General features: G+C 63.7%; 13 protein-coding genes. 8 read left to right on the plus strand and 5 right to left on the minus strand.

Features of this window, described 5'->3' with window-relative positions:
• Positions 1–68 precede the first annotated feature (68 nt).
• Positions 69–1,514 (plus strand): condensation domain-containing protein, encoded by a 1,446-nt coding sequence (locus MB901379_RS10280; protein ID WP_158016613.1) that lies wholly within the window; start codon positions 69–71, stop codon positions 1,512–1,514.
• A 41-nt stretch (positions 1,515–1,555) separates the two neighbouring features.
• On the opposite strand, the gene MB901379_RS10285 is transcribed toward MB901379_RS10280, so the two are convergent.
• Both MB901379_RS10285 and MB901379_RS10290 read right to left on the minus strand, forming a co-directional pair.
• Positions 1,556–2,521 (minus strand): S1 family peptidase, encoded by a 966-nt coding sequence (locus MB901379_RS10285; RefSeq protein WP_158016614.1) that lies wholly within the window; start codon positions 2,519–2,521, stop codon positions 1,556–1,558.
• A gap of 62 nt (positions 2,522–2,583) precedes the next feature.
• Positions 2,584–3,351: a TVP38/TMEM64 family protein gene (locus MB901379_RS10290; protein WP_174237008.1), complete on the minus strand. Its 768-nt coding sequence runs from the start codon at positions 3,349–3,351 to the stop codon at positions 2,584–2,586.
• Between the two features lie 192 nt (positions 3,352–3,543).
• On the opposite strand from MB901379_RS10290, the gene mutA reads away from it, so the two are divergent.
• The 4 genes from mutA (at position 3,544) to lipL (ending at position 10,116) form a co-directional block, all read left to right on the plus strand.
• Positions 3,544–5,421, plus strand: a complete 1,878-nt coding sequence (gene mutA, locus MB901379_RS10295) for a methylmalonyl-CoA mutase small subunit (protein WP_158016615.1) — start codon at positions 3,544–3,546, stop codon at positions 5,419–5,421.
• 5 nt (positions 5,422–5,426) lie between these two features.
• Entirely contained in the window at positions 5,427–7,688 is a 2,262-nt protein-coding gene (scpA, locus tag MB901379_RS10300) for a methylmalonyl-CoA mutase (protein ID WP_158016616.1), read from the plus strand.
• Between the two features lie 103 nt (positions 7,689–7,791).
• A complete protein-coding gene (gene meaB, locus MB901379_RS10305; protein ID WP_232022033.1) occupies positions 7,792–8,763 on the plus strand; it encodes a methylmalonyl Co-A mutase-associated GTPase MeaB in 972 nt (323 codons plus the stop codon).
• 63 nt (positions 8,764–8,826) lie between these two features.
• Positions 8,827–10,116: an esterase/beta-lactamase LipL gene (lipL, locus tag MB901379_RS10310; protein ID WP_158016618.1), complete on the plus strand. Its 1,290-nt coding sequence runs from the start codon at positions 8,827–8,829 to the stop codon at positions 10,114–10,116.
• Positions 10,117–10,129: 13 nt separating this feature from the next.
• Here the strand turns inward: lipL and MB901379_RS10315 are convergent, their stop codons facing one another.
• From MB901379_RS10315 to MB901379_RS10325, 3 genes are all read right to left on the minus strand, one after another.
• The gene (locus tag MB901379_RS10315) at positions 10,130–10,342 is read right to left on the minus strand and encodes a dodecin (RefSeq protein ID WP_158016619.1); all 213 of its coding nucleotides are present in this window, start codon (positions 10,340–10,342) and stop codon (positions 10,130–10,132) included.
• Positions 10,343–10,536: 194 nt separating this feature from the next.
• Positions 10,537–12,441: a cyclin family protein gene (locus MB901379_RS10320; protein ID WP_158016620.1), complete on the minus strand. Its 1,905-nt coding sequence runs from the start codon at positions 12,439–12,441 to the stop codon at positions 10,537–10,539.
• 19 nt (positions 12,442–12,460) lie between these two features.
• Positions 12,461–12,928, minus strand: coding sequence for a GtrA family protein (locus tag MB901379_RS10325; protein WP_232022034.1), 468 nt, complete (start codon positions 12,926–12,928; stop codon positions 12,461–12,463).
• A gap of 335 nt (positions 12,929–13,263) precedes the next feature.
• Here MB901379_RS10325 and MB901379_RS10330 point away from each other — a divergent pair, with 335 nt between their 5' ends.
• The 3 genes from MB901379_RS10330 to MB901379_RS10340 are packed head-to-tail and all read left to right on the plus strand — an operon-like array spanning position 13,264 to position 17,062.
• Positions 13,264–14,523 (plus strand): nucleotide sugar dehydrogenase, encoded by a 1,260-nt coding sequence (locus MB901379_RS10330; RefSeq protein WP_158016622.1) that lies wholly within the window; start codon positions 13,264–13,266, stop codon positions 14,521–14,523.
• Entirely contained in the window at positions 14,520–15,539 is a 1,020-nt protein-coding gene (locus MB901379_RS10335) for an NAD-dependent epimerase/dehydratase family protein (protein WP_158016623.1), read from the plus strand. The genes MB901379_RS10330 and MB901379_RS10335 overlap by 4 nt, the downstream gene beginning before the upstream one ends.
• A 29-nt stretch (positions 15,540–15,568) precedes the next feature.
• On the plus strand, positions 15,569–17,062 hold the full coding sequence (locus MB901379_RS10340; protein WP_232022035.1) for a glycosyltransferase: 1,494 nt from the start codon (positions 15,569–15,571) through the stop codon (positions 17,060–17,062).
• Positions 17,063–17,068: the final 6 nt, after the last annotated feature.

A 17,068-nucleotide genomic window follows, 5' to 3' on the forward strand; every position in this document is an offset into this window, starting at 1 on the left:
GAGTGCACACCAAGCCCGCCGTGTTTGCATTGTCAGGCACGTTGGCTTCCGGCTGGCGTGGAGGGCGGATGGCAGCTGAGGAGCCGACCCTGTCCCCGGCCAAAGCGGCGTTGCTTGCCCGCTGGCGCAATGGCAGCCTCCGGCCGACCGGTCCAGCTCAACTGATTGCGGGGGCACCGTCCGCGCTGGCCGAGTGTTCTTACGAACAACAATTCTTGTTCGACAGGCAGCGTGAGACACCGGACTTGCAGCTATACAACATCGGTTTCTGCGCGCGCCTGGATGCGCCGGTTGACGTCGAGGTGTTCCGGCTCTGCGCCCAGGAGATGTCCATGCGGCACGAGACGCTGCGAACCAGGATCGATCCGACGCCGCAGAATCCGATGCAGCGAATCGGTCCGGCGCCGCATTTTGATCTGGTGATCATTGACCTGCGCGACCGGGGGGCCGGCACTGCGGAGCGAGCCGCCTTAGATCATGCGCAGGGGTTGCTGCGCAACCCGTTCGATCTCACCAGCGGGCCGCTGGTGCGGTTGGGCTTGTACCGGATTGCAGACAATGCCACTGTGCTGGCGATCGTGGCCCATCACCTGATCGCCGATGGCTGGTCACTGGATATCGTGCTGTCCGAGCTGGCCGCGTTGTATGGGGCCACGATCGCGGGCCGCAGAGCCCAGTTGCCGTCGTTGCCGGTGCAATACCGAGACTTCGCGCGGTGGCAAGCGGGTTGGCTGAAACGGGGTGAGTGGCGCAGCGACGCCGAGTTCTGCCGGAATCTGCTCGCCGATCTGCCGCCCGCCAATCTTCCTTGGGACCGTGAGCCACCCGCCGAGCGCGACTTCCGCTGTGCCCACACGCACTTCGCGTTCACGCCGGCGCAGTCCACCGGGCTACGCGATTTCTCGCGGCGCGAAGGTGCGTCGTTGTTCATGACGATGCTTGCTTGCTTACAGGTGCTGCTGGCGCGTACCGCGGGCATTGACGACGTCGCGGTTGGTGTCCCTATGGTGAACCGTCAGCACCAGCAAACCCAGCAACTGATCGGCTACTTCTCGAACTACACGGTGGTGCGCACCAACATGGCCGATTCTCCGGCGTTCCGTGACGTCCTGACCAGGGTCCGCGAAGGCGTGCTGCAGGCGTTGGCTCGTCAGTCATTGCCGTTGCCGCTATATCTCGAACAAGAGAATCGGCATCTGGATCAGCACGGAAAGCCGAACTGGCCGAACCTGGTCAGGGAGCCGCTTTACCGGGCACAATACAATTTCAGACCGCCGGTGAAGTCGACCGAGTTCGCCGGGGCAACTTTGCAGCCTCGCCCGCTCAACCGAGCCGTCAGTACGTATGACTTCACGTTGTTGATGGAGGACGCCGATCCGTTGTACGGAAAGATCGAGTACGCCGTCGACATATTCGACGCGGCGACGGTGGACACACTGGTGACCGCGTTCTTCGCCATCATTGATCAGGTGGTGGCTAACCCCGACCTGCGGATCGCCGACGTGGCGATCTGACCAGGCACCTGAGTGCGCCGGGCTCACCGTCGGCGGGTGCCTCAGTTCGGCCCGGTAAGCGGGGTCAGATTCCATTTGTCCAGCCATGGCCGTACCAGCTCGGCGATGGAAAAGGTTGCCGGGATCGAGCACCCGGGGTTGGGGTCGTTGGGCCGCCCGGCGCGGATGTGGATACCCACTGCGATTGCGCTGCCATCGTTTTGGATGGCGTATACCGGACCTCCGGAATCGCCGCACTGACTGGCCGCTAGGAACTCGACCTTGCTGTCGGTGACGTCGGTGATCTGCCCGCATTCGGCCCTGCCGGTACGCATGCCGAACTTGCAGAGCTGCTGGCCTATCCGCAGGTTATCTGCCACCCCGGTGACCGGTAGCGACGCGGCAATGGCCGAGGTTCGTGGAACGTTGCCGGAATCGAGCACGATCAGGCCGATGTCGTGAGCTTCGCCGCGAAGTCCCTCGCTGATGGTCTGGTTGAACGTGCCCACTATCACGTACGGGCTGGTTCCGGTGTAGTTGATGCTTACCTTGCTCGCTTCCCCCGGCTTGTTGCAGTGACCGGCGGTGAGCACACCGGTCTTGCCGGTGCTGGTGCGCACCAAAAACCCGGCTGTACAGCCCATTCCCCCGGAACCGTCGGCATAGCTGACCGCGATCCCGGCGCCGGGACCGATGGCATCGGTACTCGGCAACGGGATCGGGGGCCGCAGCGTGGTCGCGGTCCGACCCGGCGTCCAGATGAAAGCCACGAATGCGACGGCGCAGACCAGCGCCACGATCGAAAGTCTCACGCCGTCGGTTCGTCGACGTTCCGGCGCCGAGTAGGGCACATCGGTGCCAGGGAAGACCTGTGCACGCCGGTCACGATTCCGTTGGATGCGATTGGCCAAGAATGGGCCGGCCGCCACGGCCAGACACAGCAGCGCCCCGACCACCAGTAGTGCGGTGCGAGCCGGGGACTGCTGCAGCGCCACATTCGAAAGTTCGCGGGCGCTAACCCTCACCATTTGAGAGATCTTTTCAGCCAACCGGGAGCGCGCTCAACCGTTGCTCCGGGCGGCAACCCCGGTCAGCAGGTAATCGCCGGCTCACGCACCGGCGGGTCGTCGAGCTGCGGCGCATCCCGGTGATGTTGCCGTCGGTAGTGGCGGACTTCGAAGATCAGGCCCGTCATCCCCAGCGCGGCGGTGCACACCGATATCAGGACCAGCAGCGGATCGCCGTTAGTGGCGAGCGCATCGCCCAGGATCACCACCGCGGCGGTACCCGGCAGCAGACCCGCCAGCGTGGACAGCGCGTAGGGAGTCACCCGCACCGTTGAAGCGCCAGCGCCATAGTTGAGTGCGGCGAACGGTACGGCGGGAATCAGGCGCAACGACAAGATGGTGGGCCAGCAGCGATCACGCAAGCGCTCGTCCAGCCGATCGACTGCGCGATGATGCACCAGGCGGTTGAGCCGCCACCCGGTTGCGCGGACCAGCAGCAGCGCCAACACCGCGCTCGCGGTGCTGGCGGTCACCGCTAGCACTATGCCGAGTACCGGCCCGAATAGCATCCCGGCAGCCACGGTGAACGCAGTGCGGGGGAACGGCGGCACCGTGATGGCGACGTGCACCAACAGGAATACCAAGGGAAACCACGGGCCGACCGACGACGCCCATTCCCGCATCTGCACCGCGGTGGGCAGTTGCACCAGCAGGGCGACCACGACCAATACTGTGATTCCCGCCACGGTGAGCACCATCCGCTGCAGCGATATCTGACGCGCAGCCGCCACCAGCGCGGTCGCGATACCGCGCACCGTATCGCTGGTTTTGCAGGTGGCCTGGGCCGTCACGCCTTCCAAGGGTACGGGTCGAAGGTGAATATCTCGTTTCCCTCCGCTGGCGTTTCTTATCACACTCAGGGATCTATTGGGGCACCTGGAGGCCTATGCGCCCACCCTGATCAATTAGCCTGATTAGTTAAGTAGCAGTCCCCAAGCAACTGGAAACAATGTTGGCAATTGCTGCGTAAATAGGAGCAGTCGGTGTCCATTGATGTACCCGGGCTCGCCGACCTAGAACAGGTTCGCGAGCGTTGGCGCAGCGCGGTGGCCGGTGTGCTTTCCAAGACCACCCGCGGTGACCCGGCCGAGCTCGGCGATCATCCCGAGCAGGCGTTGGACGCCGCAACCTACGACGGATTTGCCATCCGGGCGCTCTACAGCGTGTTCGACGAGCTGCCGGAGCCGCCGCTGCCGGGCCACTGGCCCTACGTACGCGGTGGCGATGCGGCCCGCGACGTCAAGTCGGGCTGGAAGGTTGTCGAGGCGTTTCCGGCCCAGGGCACGTCCGTCCGTGACGCCAACGATGCGTTGCTGGCCGCGCTCGGCGACGGTGTCAGCGCGCTGCTGGTCAGGGTGGGGGATGCCGGCGTGGCGCCCGACCAGCTCAAAGCGTTGCTCGCGGGTGTGTACCTGAACCTGGCGCCGGTAATCCTCGACGCGGGCGCGGACTACTCGGCGGCCTGCGAGGTGATGCTGGAGCTGCTGGCCCGGCTGGATACCGCCCAGCGCGGCACCGTGTCGATCGATCTGGGCGCCGACCCCTTAACCGCGACGCTCAGCGAACGTCCCGCCCCGGCGATCAAAGAGGTCGTCGCGGTTGCGGGACGGGTGGCCAGCTATCGACGCGTGCGAGCGATTACCGTCGACGGACCCGCGTTTCACAATCTCGGGGCCACCGCGGCCTGGGAGCTGGCCGGAACCATCGCCGCCGCGGTCGCCTATCTTCGTTTGCTCACCAAATCCGGGCTCCCGGTCGGCGATGCATTGCGCCAGATCAGCCTTCGCTTGGCCGCGGACGACGACCAGTTCATGACGCTGTCCAAGATGCGGGCCGCCCGTCTGCTGTGGGCCCGAGTCGCCGAGGTGGCCGGGGATCCGGATGGCGGCGCAGCCATGTTGCACGCCGAGACGTCGCTGCCGATGATGACCCAGCGCGACCCCTGGGTGAATATGTTGCGGTGCACGCTGGCCGGCTTCGGCGCCGGGGTGGGCGGCGCGGACACCGTCTTGGTGTACCCCTTCGACGTGGCGATCCCAGGCGGCTTTCCCAACTCGCCGACCGGTTTCGCTCGCCGGATCGCCCGCAACACCCAACTGCTCCTGTTGGAAGAGTCCCATGTCGGCCGGGTCCTGGACCCGGGCGGCGGGGCGTGGTTTGTCGAACACCTCACCGAACAGCTGGCCCAGCAGGCCTGGCAGCATTTCCAGTCGATCGAGGCGCACGGCGGGTTCGTCGACGCCCATGACTATCTGGCCGGCCGCATCGCCGATCTTGCGGCGCGCCGCACCGACGACATTGCGCATCGGCGCATCGCGATCACAGGCGTCAACGAATTTCCCGACCTCAGCGAACCTGTTCTGCCCTGCAGTGATACGTCTTTTTCGCCCGTTGGAGCGGGAAAGTTGCTGCGCTATGCGGCTGAATTCGAAGCTCTGCGCGACCGGTCGGATGACTACCTGGGCCGCAAGGGGACAAGGCCGCAGGCGCTGCTGCTGCCGCTGGGCCCGCTGGCCGAGCACAATATCCGGGCGACGTTCGCGACCAACTTATTAGCATCGGGCGGCATCGAGGCCCTCAACCCGGGAACGGTCGACGCCGCCGGTATCAGGAAGGTGGTCTGTGGGGCGGGATCGCCGACGGTTGCGGTTATCTGCGGTACCGACAAGCGATACCAGGACGAGGCCGCCGACGTGATACGGGCGGCGAGAGACGCCGGCATTGACCGGGTCTACCTGGCCGGACCGGAAACGGCTTTGGCGGACGTGGCCGATGACGCGCAGCGGCCCGACGAGTTCCTGACCGCCAAAATTAATGCAGTCCAAGCCCTTTCGAATCTGCTTACCCGGTTGGGAGCGTAGTGACGATGACCACCACTGCACCTGCAATTGGCAGTTTCGCCGACATACCGCTCCATAGTGAGCGAGCCGTACAGGCCGTTACCGAAGGCGCTGTCGAAGAGTACGTGGCAGCGGCCGCAGCAACACATGGGCACACGCCCGATCAGTTGCACTGGCACACCCCGGAAGGCATTGACGTCAAACCGGTTTATATCGCCGCCGACCGGCGGGCCGCCGAGGCAGACGGCTATCCGTTGGACAGTTTCCCGGGCGAGCCGCCCTTTGTTCGCGGCCCCTACCCGACGATGTATGTCAACCAGCCCTGGACCATTCGGCAGTATGCCGGTTTCTCCACCGCCGCCGATTCCAACGCGTTCTACCGCCGGAATCTGGCCGCGGGCCAGAAGGGATTGTCGGTGGCCTTCGACCTGGCCACCCACCGAGGCTATGACTCCGACCACCCCCGAGTTCAAGGTGATGTCGGAATGGCCGGCGTGGCAATCGATTCCATCCTCGACATGCGACAGTTGTTCGATGGCATCGACCTGTCGTCGGTATCGGTGTCGATGACGATGAACGGTGCCGTGCTGCCGATCCTGGCGTTGTATGTGGTCGCGGCCGAGGAGCAGGGTGTGCCGCCGGAGAAACTGGCGGGCACCATCCAGAACGACATCCTCAAGGAGTTCATGGTCCGCAACACCTACATCTATCCGCCCAAGCCGTCCATGCGGATCATCTCCGACATTTTCGCCTACACCAGCGCCAAGATGCCGAAGTTCAACTCCATCTCGATTTCCGGCTACCATATCCAGGAGGCCGGCGCCACAGCGGATTTGGAGCTGGCATACACCCTTGCCGACGGTGTCGACTACATCAAGGCGGGCCTGAATGCCGGTCTGGACATCGATAAATTCGCGCCCCGGTTGTCCTTCTTCTGGGGCATCGGAATGAATTTCTTTATGGAGGTTGCCAAGCTTCGCGCGGGTCGGCTGCTGTGGAGCGAGCTGGTGGCCAAATTCGAGCCGAAAAACTCCAAATCGCTGTCACTCCGCACCCATTCGCAGACCTCGGGCTGGTCGCTCACGGCGCAGGATGCGTTCAACAACGTCGCCCGCACCTGCATCGAGGCGATGGCCGCCACTCAGGGTCACACGCAGTCGCTGCATACCAACGCGCTCGACGAGGCGTTGGCGTTGCCCACCGATTTTTCTGCTCGGATCGCCCGTAACACCCAATTGCTGTTGCAGCAGGAATCCGGCACCACCAGGCCGATTGACCCCTGGGCGGGCTCTTACTACGTCGAGTGGCTGACGCATCGGTTAGCGCAGCGGGCGCGTGCCCACATCGAGGAGGTCGCTGAGCACGGGGGCATGGCGCAGGCCATCAGCGACGGCATTCCCAAGCTACGCATCGAGGAAGCGGCCGCGCGCACTCAAGCGCGCATCGATTCCGGCCAGCAGCCGGTGGTTGGGGTCAACAAGTACCAGGTCGACGAGGACCAGCAGATCGAGGTGCTCAAGGTTGAAAACAGCCGGGTGCGCGCCGAACAGTTGGCCAAGCTGCAGGAATTGCGGGCCGATCGGGACCAGGCGGCGGCCGCGGCCGCGCTGGCGGAACTGACCCGTGCCGCTGCCGCGCACGGCCGCGCCGGACCGGACGGATTGGGCAACAACTTGCTGGCGTTGGCGATCGACGCGGCCCGAGCGAAGGCGACCGTCGGGGAGATCTCCGACGCCCTGGAGCGGGTGTATGGGCGCCATCGGGCAGAAATCCGTACCATCGCCGGCGTCTACCGTGATGAAGTTGAAGGAGGCGGCAACATCACCCCGCTGTCCAAGGCAACCGAACTCGTCGAGAAATTTGCCGAGGCTGACGGCCGCCGTCCCCGCATCCTGGTGGCCAAGATGGGCCAGGACGGTCACGACCGTGGTCAGAAGGTGATTGCCACGGCGTTTGCCGACATCGGCTTCGACGTCGACGTCGGGTCTCTGTTTTCCACGCCCGATGAGGTGGCCCGCGAGGCCGCGGACAACGACGTACACGTCGTCGGCGTCTCGTCGTTGGCCGCCGGGCACCTGACGCTGGTGCCGGCGCTGCGCGACGCGCTGGTCAATGTGGGCCGGCCCGACATCATGATCGTGGTCGGCGGGGTCATTCCGCCAGATGATTTCGACGAGTTGTACGCGGCCGGCGCTACCGCGATATATCCGCCCGGGACGGTGATCGCCGACGCCGCCATCGGCTTGCTGCACAAGCTGGCCGAACGGCTGGGATACACGCTGAATTAGTGGCCGGCAATAGGTTTTCCACGGGCGTGACGCAATGGCCAAATTCGCCCGCGACTTTTCTCGCCCTAACGTTACGCTCGGCGCCCCGAATGAGGCTGGCAACGTGAGCACGGAGCAGCTGGCGGCGGCCGTGCGCAAGTGTGATCGCGCCGCGCTGCCACGGGCAATTACCCTGCTGGAGTCGACCCGCGCAGACCATCGTGAGCAGGCGCAACAGCTGCTGCTGGCCCTGCTGCCCGATTCCGGGAACGCTCACCGGGTGGGCATCACAGGGGTGCCAGGGGTGGGGAAGTCAACCACCATTGAGGCCCTCGGTATGCACCTGATCGGGCAGGGGCACAAGGTTGCGGTCTTGGCCGTCGACCCCTCCTCAACGCGAACCGGCGGATCGATTCTTGGAGACAAGACGCGGATGGCGCGGTTGGCGATGCACCCCGACGCCTACATCCGGCCGTCGCCGACCTCGGGCACGTTGGGCGGGGTGGCCAAGGCCACCCGAGAAACGGTGGTCCTAATGGAAGCCGCAGGTTTCGATGTGATCTTGATCGAGACCGTCGGCGTCGGCCAGTCCGAAGTCGCGGTGGCCAACATGGTGGACACCTTCGTTCTGCTGACCTTGGCGCGCAGCGGTGACCAGTTGCAGGGCATCAAAAAGGGTGTGCTGGAGCTGGCCGATATTGTGGTGGTGAACAAGGCCGACGGAGACCATCTGCGTGATGCCCGCTTGGCTGCACGGGAGCTGTCCGCGGCGATCAGATTGATCTACCCGCGCGAAACACTGTGGCGACCACCGGTTCTCACCATGAGTGCGTTGGAAGGCGAAGGCTTGACGCAGCTGTGGGACACCGTTGAGCGGCACTGCCAGGTGCTCACCGAGGCGGGCGAATTCGAAGCTCGTCGCCGCGACCAGCAAGTCGACTGGACGTGGCAACTGGTCCGCGACACGGTGCTGGACCGCGTGCTGTCCAATCCGGAGGTGCGTAAGGTCCGATCCGAGGTGGAACGTCGGGTCCGCGACGGCAAATTGACCCCCGCTCTGGCCGCCCAGGAAATACTGAATATCGCATCGTCCTAACGGAACGGTAAATTACTTCCGGTTTGACACTGGGCTCTATGAAAGCCAAGTAAATTCGAAGATGTGACGGTAGACATTGGAGTCAATCGCCGCGTCGTTCGTTCTCACGATGACCGTGACGCAGGTCATCGTGTGTCCGGGGCTGCGGACTCCCACTTTGGATGCGTCGTTCGGATGTTTTCCAGCATGTTTCCCGGCCGCCGGTTCGGCGGAGGAGCGCTGGCGGTGTATCTCGACGGCGAACCGGTCGTCGACGTGTGGAAAGGGTGGTCAGACCGCGAGGGCCACGAGCCGTGGTCAGCGGACACCGCTCCGATGGTGTTCTCGGCGACCAAGGGCATGGCGGCCACGGTGATCCACCGGCTGGCTGACCGCGGGCTGATCGACTATGAGGCGCCGGTTGCCGAATATTGGCCGGAGTTCGCTGCCAACGGGAAGCAAGACCTGACGGTCCGTGCAGTGATGCGCCACACGGCCGGCCTGTCGGGTCTGCGCGGCGCCACTCAGGCGGACTTGTTGGACCACGTCGTGATGGAAGAGCGGCTGGCGGCGGCGGCTCCCGGGCGTTTGCTGGGCAAGTCGGCATATCACGCGCTGACCTTCGGCTGGCTGATGTCGGGGCTGGCCCGGGCGGTGACCGGCAAAGACATGCGGGTCCTGTTTCGTGAGGAGCTTGCCGAGCCGCTGGACACCGATGGCGTTCATCTGGGCCGGCCCCCGGCCGGCTCGTCCACCCGGGTTGCGCACATCATCATGCCGCAGGACATCGCGGCCAATCCGGTTCTGACCTGTGCCGTGCACAAGATTGCCAGCCAGCTCTCCGGCGGATTCCGCTCGATGTACTTTCCGGGCATGCTGGCCGCGGTGCAGGGCGAGACTCCGTTACTCGATGCTGAGATTCCGGCGGCCAACGGAGTGGTGACGGCCCGCGCGCTGGCGCGGATGTATGGCGCGATCGCCAACGGCGGCGAGATCGAGGGCACCCAATTCCTGTCCAGAGAGCTGGTGGCCGGCCTCACCGGCGAGCGACAACGGTTGCGGCCTGATCGCAATCTCTTTGTGCCGCTGGCTTTCCACCTGGGCTATCACAGTCTGCCCATCGGCAACATCATGCCCGGATTTGGCCATGTCGGAATGGGTGGTTCCGTCGGATGGAATGATCCGTCGACCGGGGTGGCGTTTGCGTTGGTGCACAACCGGCTGCTGACCCCTTTGGTGGCCACCGACCATGCCGGTTTTGTCGCCCTCTACGCCTTAATCCGGCAGGCCGCCGCCAAAGCGCGCAAACGCGGTTACCAGCCAGTCACCGGGATCGGGGCGCCGTACTCGGAGCCGGGAGCCGTTGCCGGCTGAGCAAGCGAAACGCCTACGAATCCTCGAGGCGGAAACCCACCTTCATGGTCACCTGGAAGTGGCCGACGGCGCCGTCAACCAGGTGGCCGCGCACGGACTCGACCTCGAACCAGTCCAGGGCGCGCATGGTCTGGGCCGCGCGAGCCAGGCCGCTGCGGATCGCCGCGTCGATTCCGTCGGGTGATGATCCGACAACTTCGATCACGCGGTAGGTGTGATTGCTCATCGCGTCCCCTTGCGTTCGGTGGTGGCAACCCGGGTGAGGGTGTGCAGCACAATCCTGCGCCAGCGAACCCCGCGGGACAGCGCCCGACACGCGTCTCACGGCAGGCGATCGCGGGGACAGCCGACCGTGGCCCGCGAAGGGGGTGGGGCGCCCACCGCGTTGCGCTACTTCCCGCCGATCGAACGGAGCGCGTGTTAGGGGCTGACGCGCATCTCATAGAAGCGCAGTCGCGCAGTCGGCTTGGACTGACCCAGGGACCGGCTGCGGTCGATACCGATTGTGCGGGAGGCAATCTCGAGGTTGGTGCTGTGGACCGAACTGGGTGTCCTGACCAGAAACGGCTCGGCGGCGTTGGCGGCGATGAGGCGGTAGCTGACCCCGTCCAGGATCACCGTGAAGGAAGTGAGCGGAACGAGAGATCCCATGAATAGCCGGTCGACGATGGTTGGTTCCAAATCAATACCCACCAGCACGGCGTTGTCGGGTCCACTCGGTGCGGGCACCGCGACAGCGTCGCCATCGCGGACGACGACCTGCGAGATCGGGTCAAGCGGTCCGCAGCGGGGTCGGGTGTGGGTGAACAGCGCCCAGTCGTCCTGCACTGCGCTGCGCAGGAAGTTGCACAGCAGCGCGCGCGAATATAGCGGGTTCTCCTGCACGCCCAGTCGTTGATTGATGCCGGTGGCGGGAGAGGTGGGGGAGCGCCGTGACAGGACGAATCGCGGACCGGCCGAGAGCGTGTCGCTGTTCAGTTTGTCAAGCGCCGGTGTGTACACCGAGTACGTCTGGAAGATCGGCGCAGGGCGCCAGGCCAGGTCGTAGGCCCACACCGCGGAGGTTTCGTCCGGGTCAATGTGGACCGGATCGGGCCCGATGGTCTTGATAAAGCGGCTCGGGACGTCGTAAAGCCGGCGTTGACGCGCCTTGGCCGTCTCGATATGGCTGCGCGCCAGACCCGGCACAGCGACGGTGGCTAAACGATCAAGCGCGCGTGCCGGCGCCTGTATCACTCCTAGCGGGCGGATCTCGATCGCAACAACGCCGGCGACAAAGATGACAACAACCGCGACCACAACGAACTTGCCTGCCCGAGGCAGTATTTCGAACACACCGCCAATCGTCATCGCAACGACCATCAATCCGAGCAGCGCGGCGAAGTGAATCGTGTCGTAGCGTCCGAACGCGCTCTTCGCCACCAGCACAGTCACCAGGCCGACAAGCACTACGTACTTGCGTGGGATGTGCCGGCCGCCGCGAAGGAACATGACGCAAATCGCGACGATCCAGACAAGGGTCAAAGCAACCGCACCGGCGGCATCCAACGGGATGGGTACGGATTGCGCATCGATATAGCCGGACACAATCTCCGAGCTGAGTTTGAGCCACGTTGGCAGGTTCTGCAGTGGTTGACCGGCGAGCAGCCAGCCGATGGGAACAGCGCCGGCGAACGCGGCGACGGTGGCGCAGTGACGCCAGATAGCTTTCCAATCCAGCAACATCGACATGCCCAGGGCGATCGCCAGGACGACGGGGCCGGTGTTGAACTTGACCAGCAGTTCAAGTCCCGCGACCGCACCGAGCACAGTAGAGGTGACAAACACGGTCGAGGGTCGACTCGTGGCGCCCAACAGGGGAACGCTGGCCCAGGCAAAGGCCGCAAGTACGACCATTTCGGGATACATGGAACCGAGCGCGATGGCGGTGATACCGGTGGTCACGAAGGCGAACGCGAGCGACGTCAGCGGTGGATAGCGTTGGCGCAACACGGCCGCAATACCGAGGAACAGGGCGGCGACGACGATTACCTGGTAGAGGGTGGACAGCACCGCCTGAGTGGTCGAGTAGTAGGAGCTGTCCTGCAGAAATGCCAGCGGTCCATAGGTGAAGACGATCTGCGGCCCCCAGGCGAGATGGCGGGTTTGGCCCAACGCCACGGCGGCCTGCCAGGACGGGTCGACCCCGGTTGGGGCTTCGACGGGCACCTGCGGCCAGAAGAAGACCACGGCAACAAGGGCGGCCAGGCAACGTTGCCAGCGTGCGGAGCCCCATGTCGTCTCGGGACACCAGGACCTGACGCGTTCCGACCGCGTTGAAACCATGCGTGCAAGCTATCCCGGATCAGGCCCGAATCTCGCCGAAGGCCATGAAGGCGTGTTCGGCGGGGCGTTCATCGAACTTGAAGAGCCATCGGTCCAGGATGAGGAACCGGCCAACCCATACGACACCGAAGCCGAGCAGCTGGGCGAAGAATACGGCCAGGCCGTGCGCTGGCGCCGGCCGAGCCGCCATGGCGCCCTCGACGAGGTAGGTGAAGCCGGTGGCTAGCAAAACGGCGAGCATCACCATCGTCCAGAACAGCAACACCTGCCTGCGGAGATCGCCATCCGAGGTTGCCCGCCAGACGAAGTGCCTATTGGCGAAAAAGTTGGGAATCGTGGCCAAACCCGCGGCCAGCAGCGAGGCGAGGGTGTAGTTGTTCAGCCATGGGCCGAGCACCTGGATGAGGCCCTGGCCGATGGGCAGAAAGACCAGCGCCACCGCACCATAACGCAGCTTCCTGCGCGTGGTCTCACTGCTGGTGTGCACGCTCAAGCCCCCCGCCAGCCCCATGGGCAGCCAAGTTACCCGCTACCAAGACGCTGCGGGCCAGAACTCAGCAATCAAACGTGGTCCGCGCCGTGGCGATTCTGATCTTCACCAATCAAAAGACAAGTTCCCGGCACGCGTGGAATGCTGTAGCGAAAGGCAACCGCAGTCAACGGAGCCGCGGGGAGGACCGGCCTTGTTGGTTCGCTAGAAATGCCGCACGCTCTGGCGGTGATCTCGTAGGCTCCAACACCATCTATATGGACAACGACCGGCCTTGTTATGGTCAAATCCCTTAACGAGGCCGAGAGCAGGAAGGGGAGGCGGCGGTTCGCGTGACAACTCAAGCGTCTGAGCGAATCTGTATCGTCGGGGGCGCCGGCCACGTCGGGCTACCGCTGGCGTTGGTGCTGGCCGACGAGGGATACAACGTCGACATCCTCGACACCAATGCCGAGGCCTTGGAGACCATCATGGCCGGTCGAATGCCATTCATCGAAACCGGAGCCGAGGACCTTCTCAAGCGGCTGTTGCCAACCGGGCGTATCGGCGCAAGCACCGATGCGCAGGTGGTCAGCAACTCCGACATCGTGATCTGTGTGGTTGGCACGCCGGTTGACGAATACCTAACGCCCCAGGCGCACACGTTCTTTCGTGTGATCGATGAAATCAGCCCGTTCTTCCATGATGGGCAAACACTCATTCTGCGAAGCACCGTTTACCCGGGACTGAGTCAGCGGGTTCACGACATGTTCTCCGAGCGTGGCATTGGCGTGCACGTCACGTTCTGCCCTGAGCGCATCGCCCAGGGCCACTCGATCCGCGAGTTGCGGATTATTCCTCAGATAATCAGCGGTTTCGACGCCGAGGGGCTTCGCGTAGTTCGCGAACTGTTCGCGCACATTGCCAGCGAGATCATCGAGGTCGAGCCGCAAGAAGCGGAACTGGCCAAACTCTTCTGTAATAGCTACCGCTACATTCAGTTCGCGGTGGCCAACCAGTTTTATCTGCTCAGCCGCGAGGCTGGGCTCGATTTCGATCGAGTCCACCATGCGGCGACCTACAAGAACGGTCGTGTCGACAGCCTTCCGAAAGCCGGACTTGCCGCCGGCCCATGCCTGCTCAAGGACACGATGCAGCTCGCGGCGTTCAGCAATAACAACTTTATGCTCGGGCATTCGGCCATGCTGATCAACGAAGGCCAGCCGCAGTTCATCGTCAATATGCTCAAGCGCCGGGTTAATCTGCGCGACAGGACCGTTGGCATACTCGGCATGACCTTCAAGGCTGACTGCGACGACACCCGCGACTCACTCAGCTTTAAACTCAGGCACCTGCTGATGCTGGAAGCAAAGGAAGTGATGTTGCACGACCCGTTCCTCGAGGGTAAGGATTATTACCCCTTAGAGACCGTGCTGGACCGGTCCGATGTCATCGTTGTAGGTGTGCCTCACTCCGCCTACCGAGGTCTTCGCGTGCCGCGGGGCAAGGTGGTGGAGGACGTCTGGGGATGTCTGGACATCAGCGAGCTTGACGATGACCCATGCAACGGAGTGAATTTCGCGACGCTGGGCACGGCGGCGGTGGCCCGGTGAAGGTACTAGTAACGGGCAGCGCAGGATTCATCAACGGGTACGTCGTCGAAGAGTTGTTGGGTGCCGGGCACGAAGTGGTTGGGATCGACAACTACTCCAAATACGGCAAGGTGGCCAAGAGCTACGACGACCACCCCAACTACCACTTCGTCGAGGGCGACGTCAAAGACGTTGACCTGATGTTCGAACTGGTCGAGGGTTGCGAGCAGATGGTGGCCAGCGCGGCTCGCATCGGTGGCATCACCTATTTCCACGAGTACGCCTACGATTTGCTGGCCGAGAACGAGCGAATCGCGGCGGCCCACTTTGATACGGCCATCCACGCCTACCGCAAGGGATGGCTGAAGAAGATCAACGTGATCAGTTCGTCCATGGTGTTCGAGAATGCGAGCATCTTCCCGACGCCGGAAAAACACATCACCGAATGCCCGCCCCCGACCAGCACTTACGGCTTTCAGAAGCTGGCCTGTGAGTACTTCGCGCACGGAGCATACGAGCAGTACGGACTCCCGTACACCATCATTCGTCCCTTCAACTGTGTCGGAACCGGTGAGCAACGGGCGCTGGGCGGCCATGAAATCCCAAGCGGCAATGTCAAACTCGCGATGAGCCACGTCGTTCCGGACCTGATTCAGAAGGTGGTCAAAGGCCAAGACCCGCTGCACATCCTCGGGGACGGTACCCAAGTTCGGCACTACACCTACGGTGGTGACCTGGCGCGGGGCATCCGCATATGTATGGAGCACCCGGCCGCGCTCAACGGCGACTTCAATCTCTCGACGCCCGAAGCCACCACGGTGCTGGAGCTGGCCGAAGTGATCTGGCGCAAGATGCGGCCAGATACGCCGTTCCGCTATGAAAGCGATCCGCCGTTCGAGCATGACGTCCAGCTCCGCTCTCCCGACGTTCACAAAGCATCGGAGGTACTCGGTTTCGAGGCCACGACTACGCTTGACGCCATGCTCGACGAAGTCATCCCGTGGATCGTGAACGCAGTTGAGGCCGGGACGATCTGACGTGTGTTGGTGCAACCCACGAGGATGCCATGCGCATCGCGGGTGAACCCGACCTGCAGCAGATCTACCGCAATCGCTTTGGCCATGCCCGCGAATCGCGTTCTGCCATTTGGGGCGTACTAGTCGGGGACTTTTTTCAGGCCTGGGTGAGACGCAGTGACACGGTCGTAGACCTCGGCTGTGGTTACGGCGAGTTCCTCAATCATGTGAGCGCGGCCCGCAGGATCGGTGTTGACCTGAACCCCGACAGCGCCAGCATGCTCGAGCCAGGCGTCGAGTTTTATGGTGGCCGAGCCGACGATCTCAGTTTCTTGGTCGACGACTCGGTGGACGTGGTCTTCACCAGCAACCTGCTCGAGCACTTGCAGAGCAAAGCCGAGGTGGAGCGCACGATCGCTGAAGCACGCCGTGTGCTCAAACCGGGTGGCCACTTGATCGCTATGGGTCCCAATATTCGTTTTCTCGGCGGCGACTACTGGGATTTCTGGGACCACACGGTGCCGATCAGCGATCGTTCGCTCATCGAGGTGCTGGAATCGCAGCATCTGAAGATCATCGACCACCACGACCGGTTTTTGCCCTACACGACGAGGTCGCCCTGGCCGCAGGCGCCGGTCCTGGTGCGGCGGTATCTGCGCTCCCCAATGATGTGGCCGTTCTTCGGCAAGCAGTTCGTGATCCGCGCCCGCAAAGCTCGCTCCGAAGTCGCCCTCGATCGTTTGGTCAGCGTGGTAATCCCGGTGTACAACGAGGGCGAGAACATTCAAGTCTGCGTCCGCCGATTGACCGAGGCGCTCTCGGAACTGCCCCACGAACTGCTCATTTGCTACGACTTCGACGAGGACACCACGTTGCCGGCGCTTGCGGCGATGCCAGACAAGCCGGCGACCGTCCGGCTGATCCGCAACTCCATCGGCAAGGGCGTGGCGAATGCGCTGATCGCGGGCTTCGCGGCCGCCCGTGGGGATGTCGTCGTGACGAGCATGGCCGACCTGTCCGATCCACCGTCGGTCATTCCGCTGATGGCGGCCAAGATCCGCGACGAGGGTGCGGACATCGTTAGCGGATCGCGATACATGCCCGGTGGCTCGCAGACCGGCGGGCCCCGGTTGAAGACGTTGATGTCGAGGACGGCGGGGCTGAGCCTGCATTACGTGGGCAGGATGCCCACCCATGACGCGACCACGAATTTTCGAGGTTATAGCCGACGCTTCCTCGACGACGTTGCGGTGGAGAGCGTCAAGGGGTTCGAAGTGGGATTGGAACTCACGACGAAGGCGCATTTGACGGGTTTTCGAGTCGATGAGGTGCCCAGCAGCTGGGAAGACCGGACCGCCGGCACCAGCAAGTTTGACTTGGTCGGCTGGTTGCCGTCGTATCTGCATTGGTACGGCGTGGCGATGCGACGCCCCGTGCTGCGGTGGGCGGGCAGTGGGGCGGGCACGTTCGGGGCAGTGTGGTTCCTGCGTCGACTCCGACGCGGTGAGGGGAACGCACGTCGCGGTTTCCGTTCCCGGCAATGAATTCCT

It is taken from the genome of Mycobacterium basiliense, assembly GCF_900292015.1.
Classification (GTDB): Bacteria; Actinomycetota; Actinomycetes; order Mycobacteriales; family Mycobacteriaceae; genus Mycobacterium; species Mycobacterium basiliense.

Excerpts from the sequence above, each read along its gene's own strand:
- MB901379_RS10280 (WP_158016613.1), top strand. The coding sequence starts at position 69 with ATGGCAGCTGAGGAGCCGACCCTGTCCCCGGCCAAAGCGGCGTTGCTT.
- MB901379_RS10285 (WP_158016614.1), bottom strand. The coding sequence starts at position 2,521 with ATGGTGAGGGTTAGCGCCCGCGAACTTTCGAATGTGGCGCTGCAGCAG.
- scpA (WP_158016616.1), top strand. The coding sequence starts at position 5,427 with ATGACCACCACTGCACCTGCAATTGGCAGTTTCGCCGACATACCGCTC.
- MB901379_RS10315 (WP_158016619.1), bottom strand. The coding sequence starts at position 10,342 with ATGAGCAATCACACCTACCGCGTGATCGAAGTTGTCGGATCATCACCC.
- MB901379_RS10320 (WP_158016620.1), bottom strand. The coding sequence starts at position 12,441 with ATGGTTTCAACGCGGTCGGAACGCGTCAGGTCCTGGTGTCCCGAGACG.
- MB901379_RS10340 (WP_232022035.1), top strand. The coding sequence starts at position 15,569 with ATGCGCATCGCGGGTGAACCCGACCTGCAGCAGATCTACCGCAATCGC.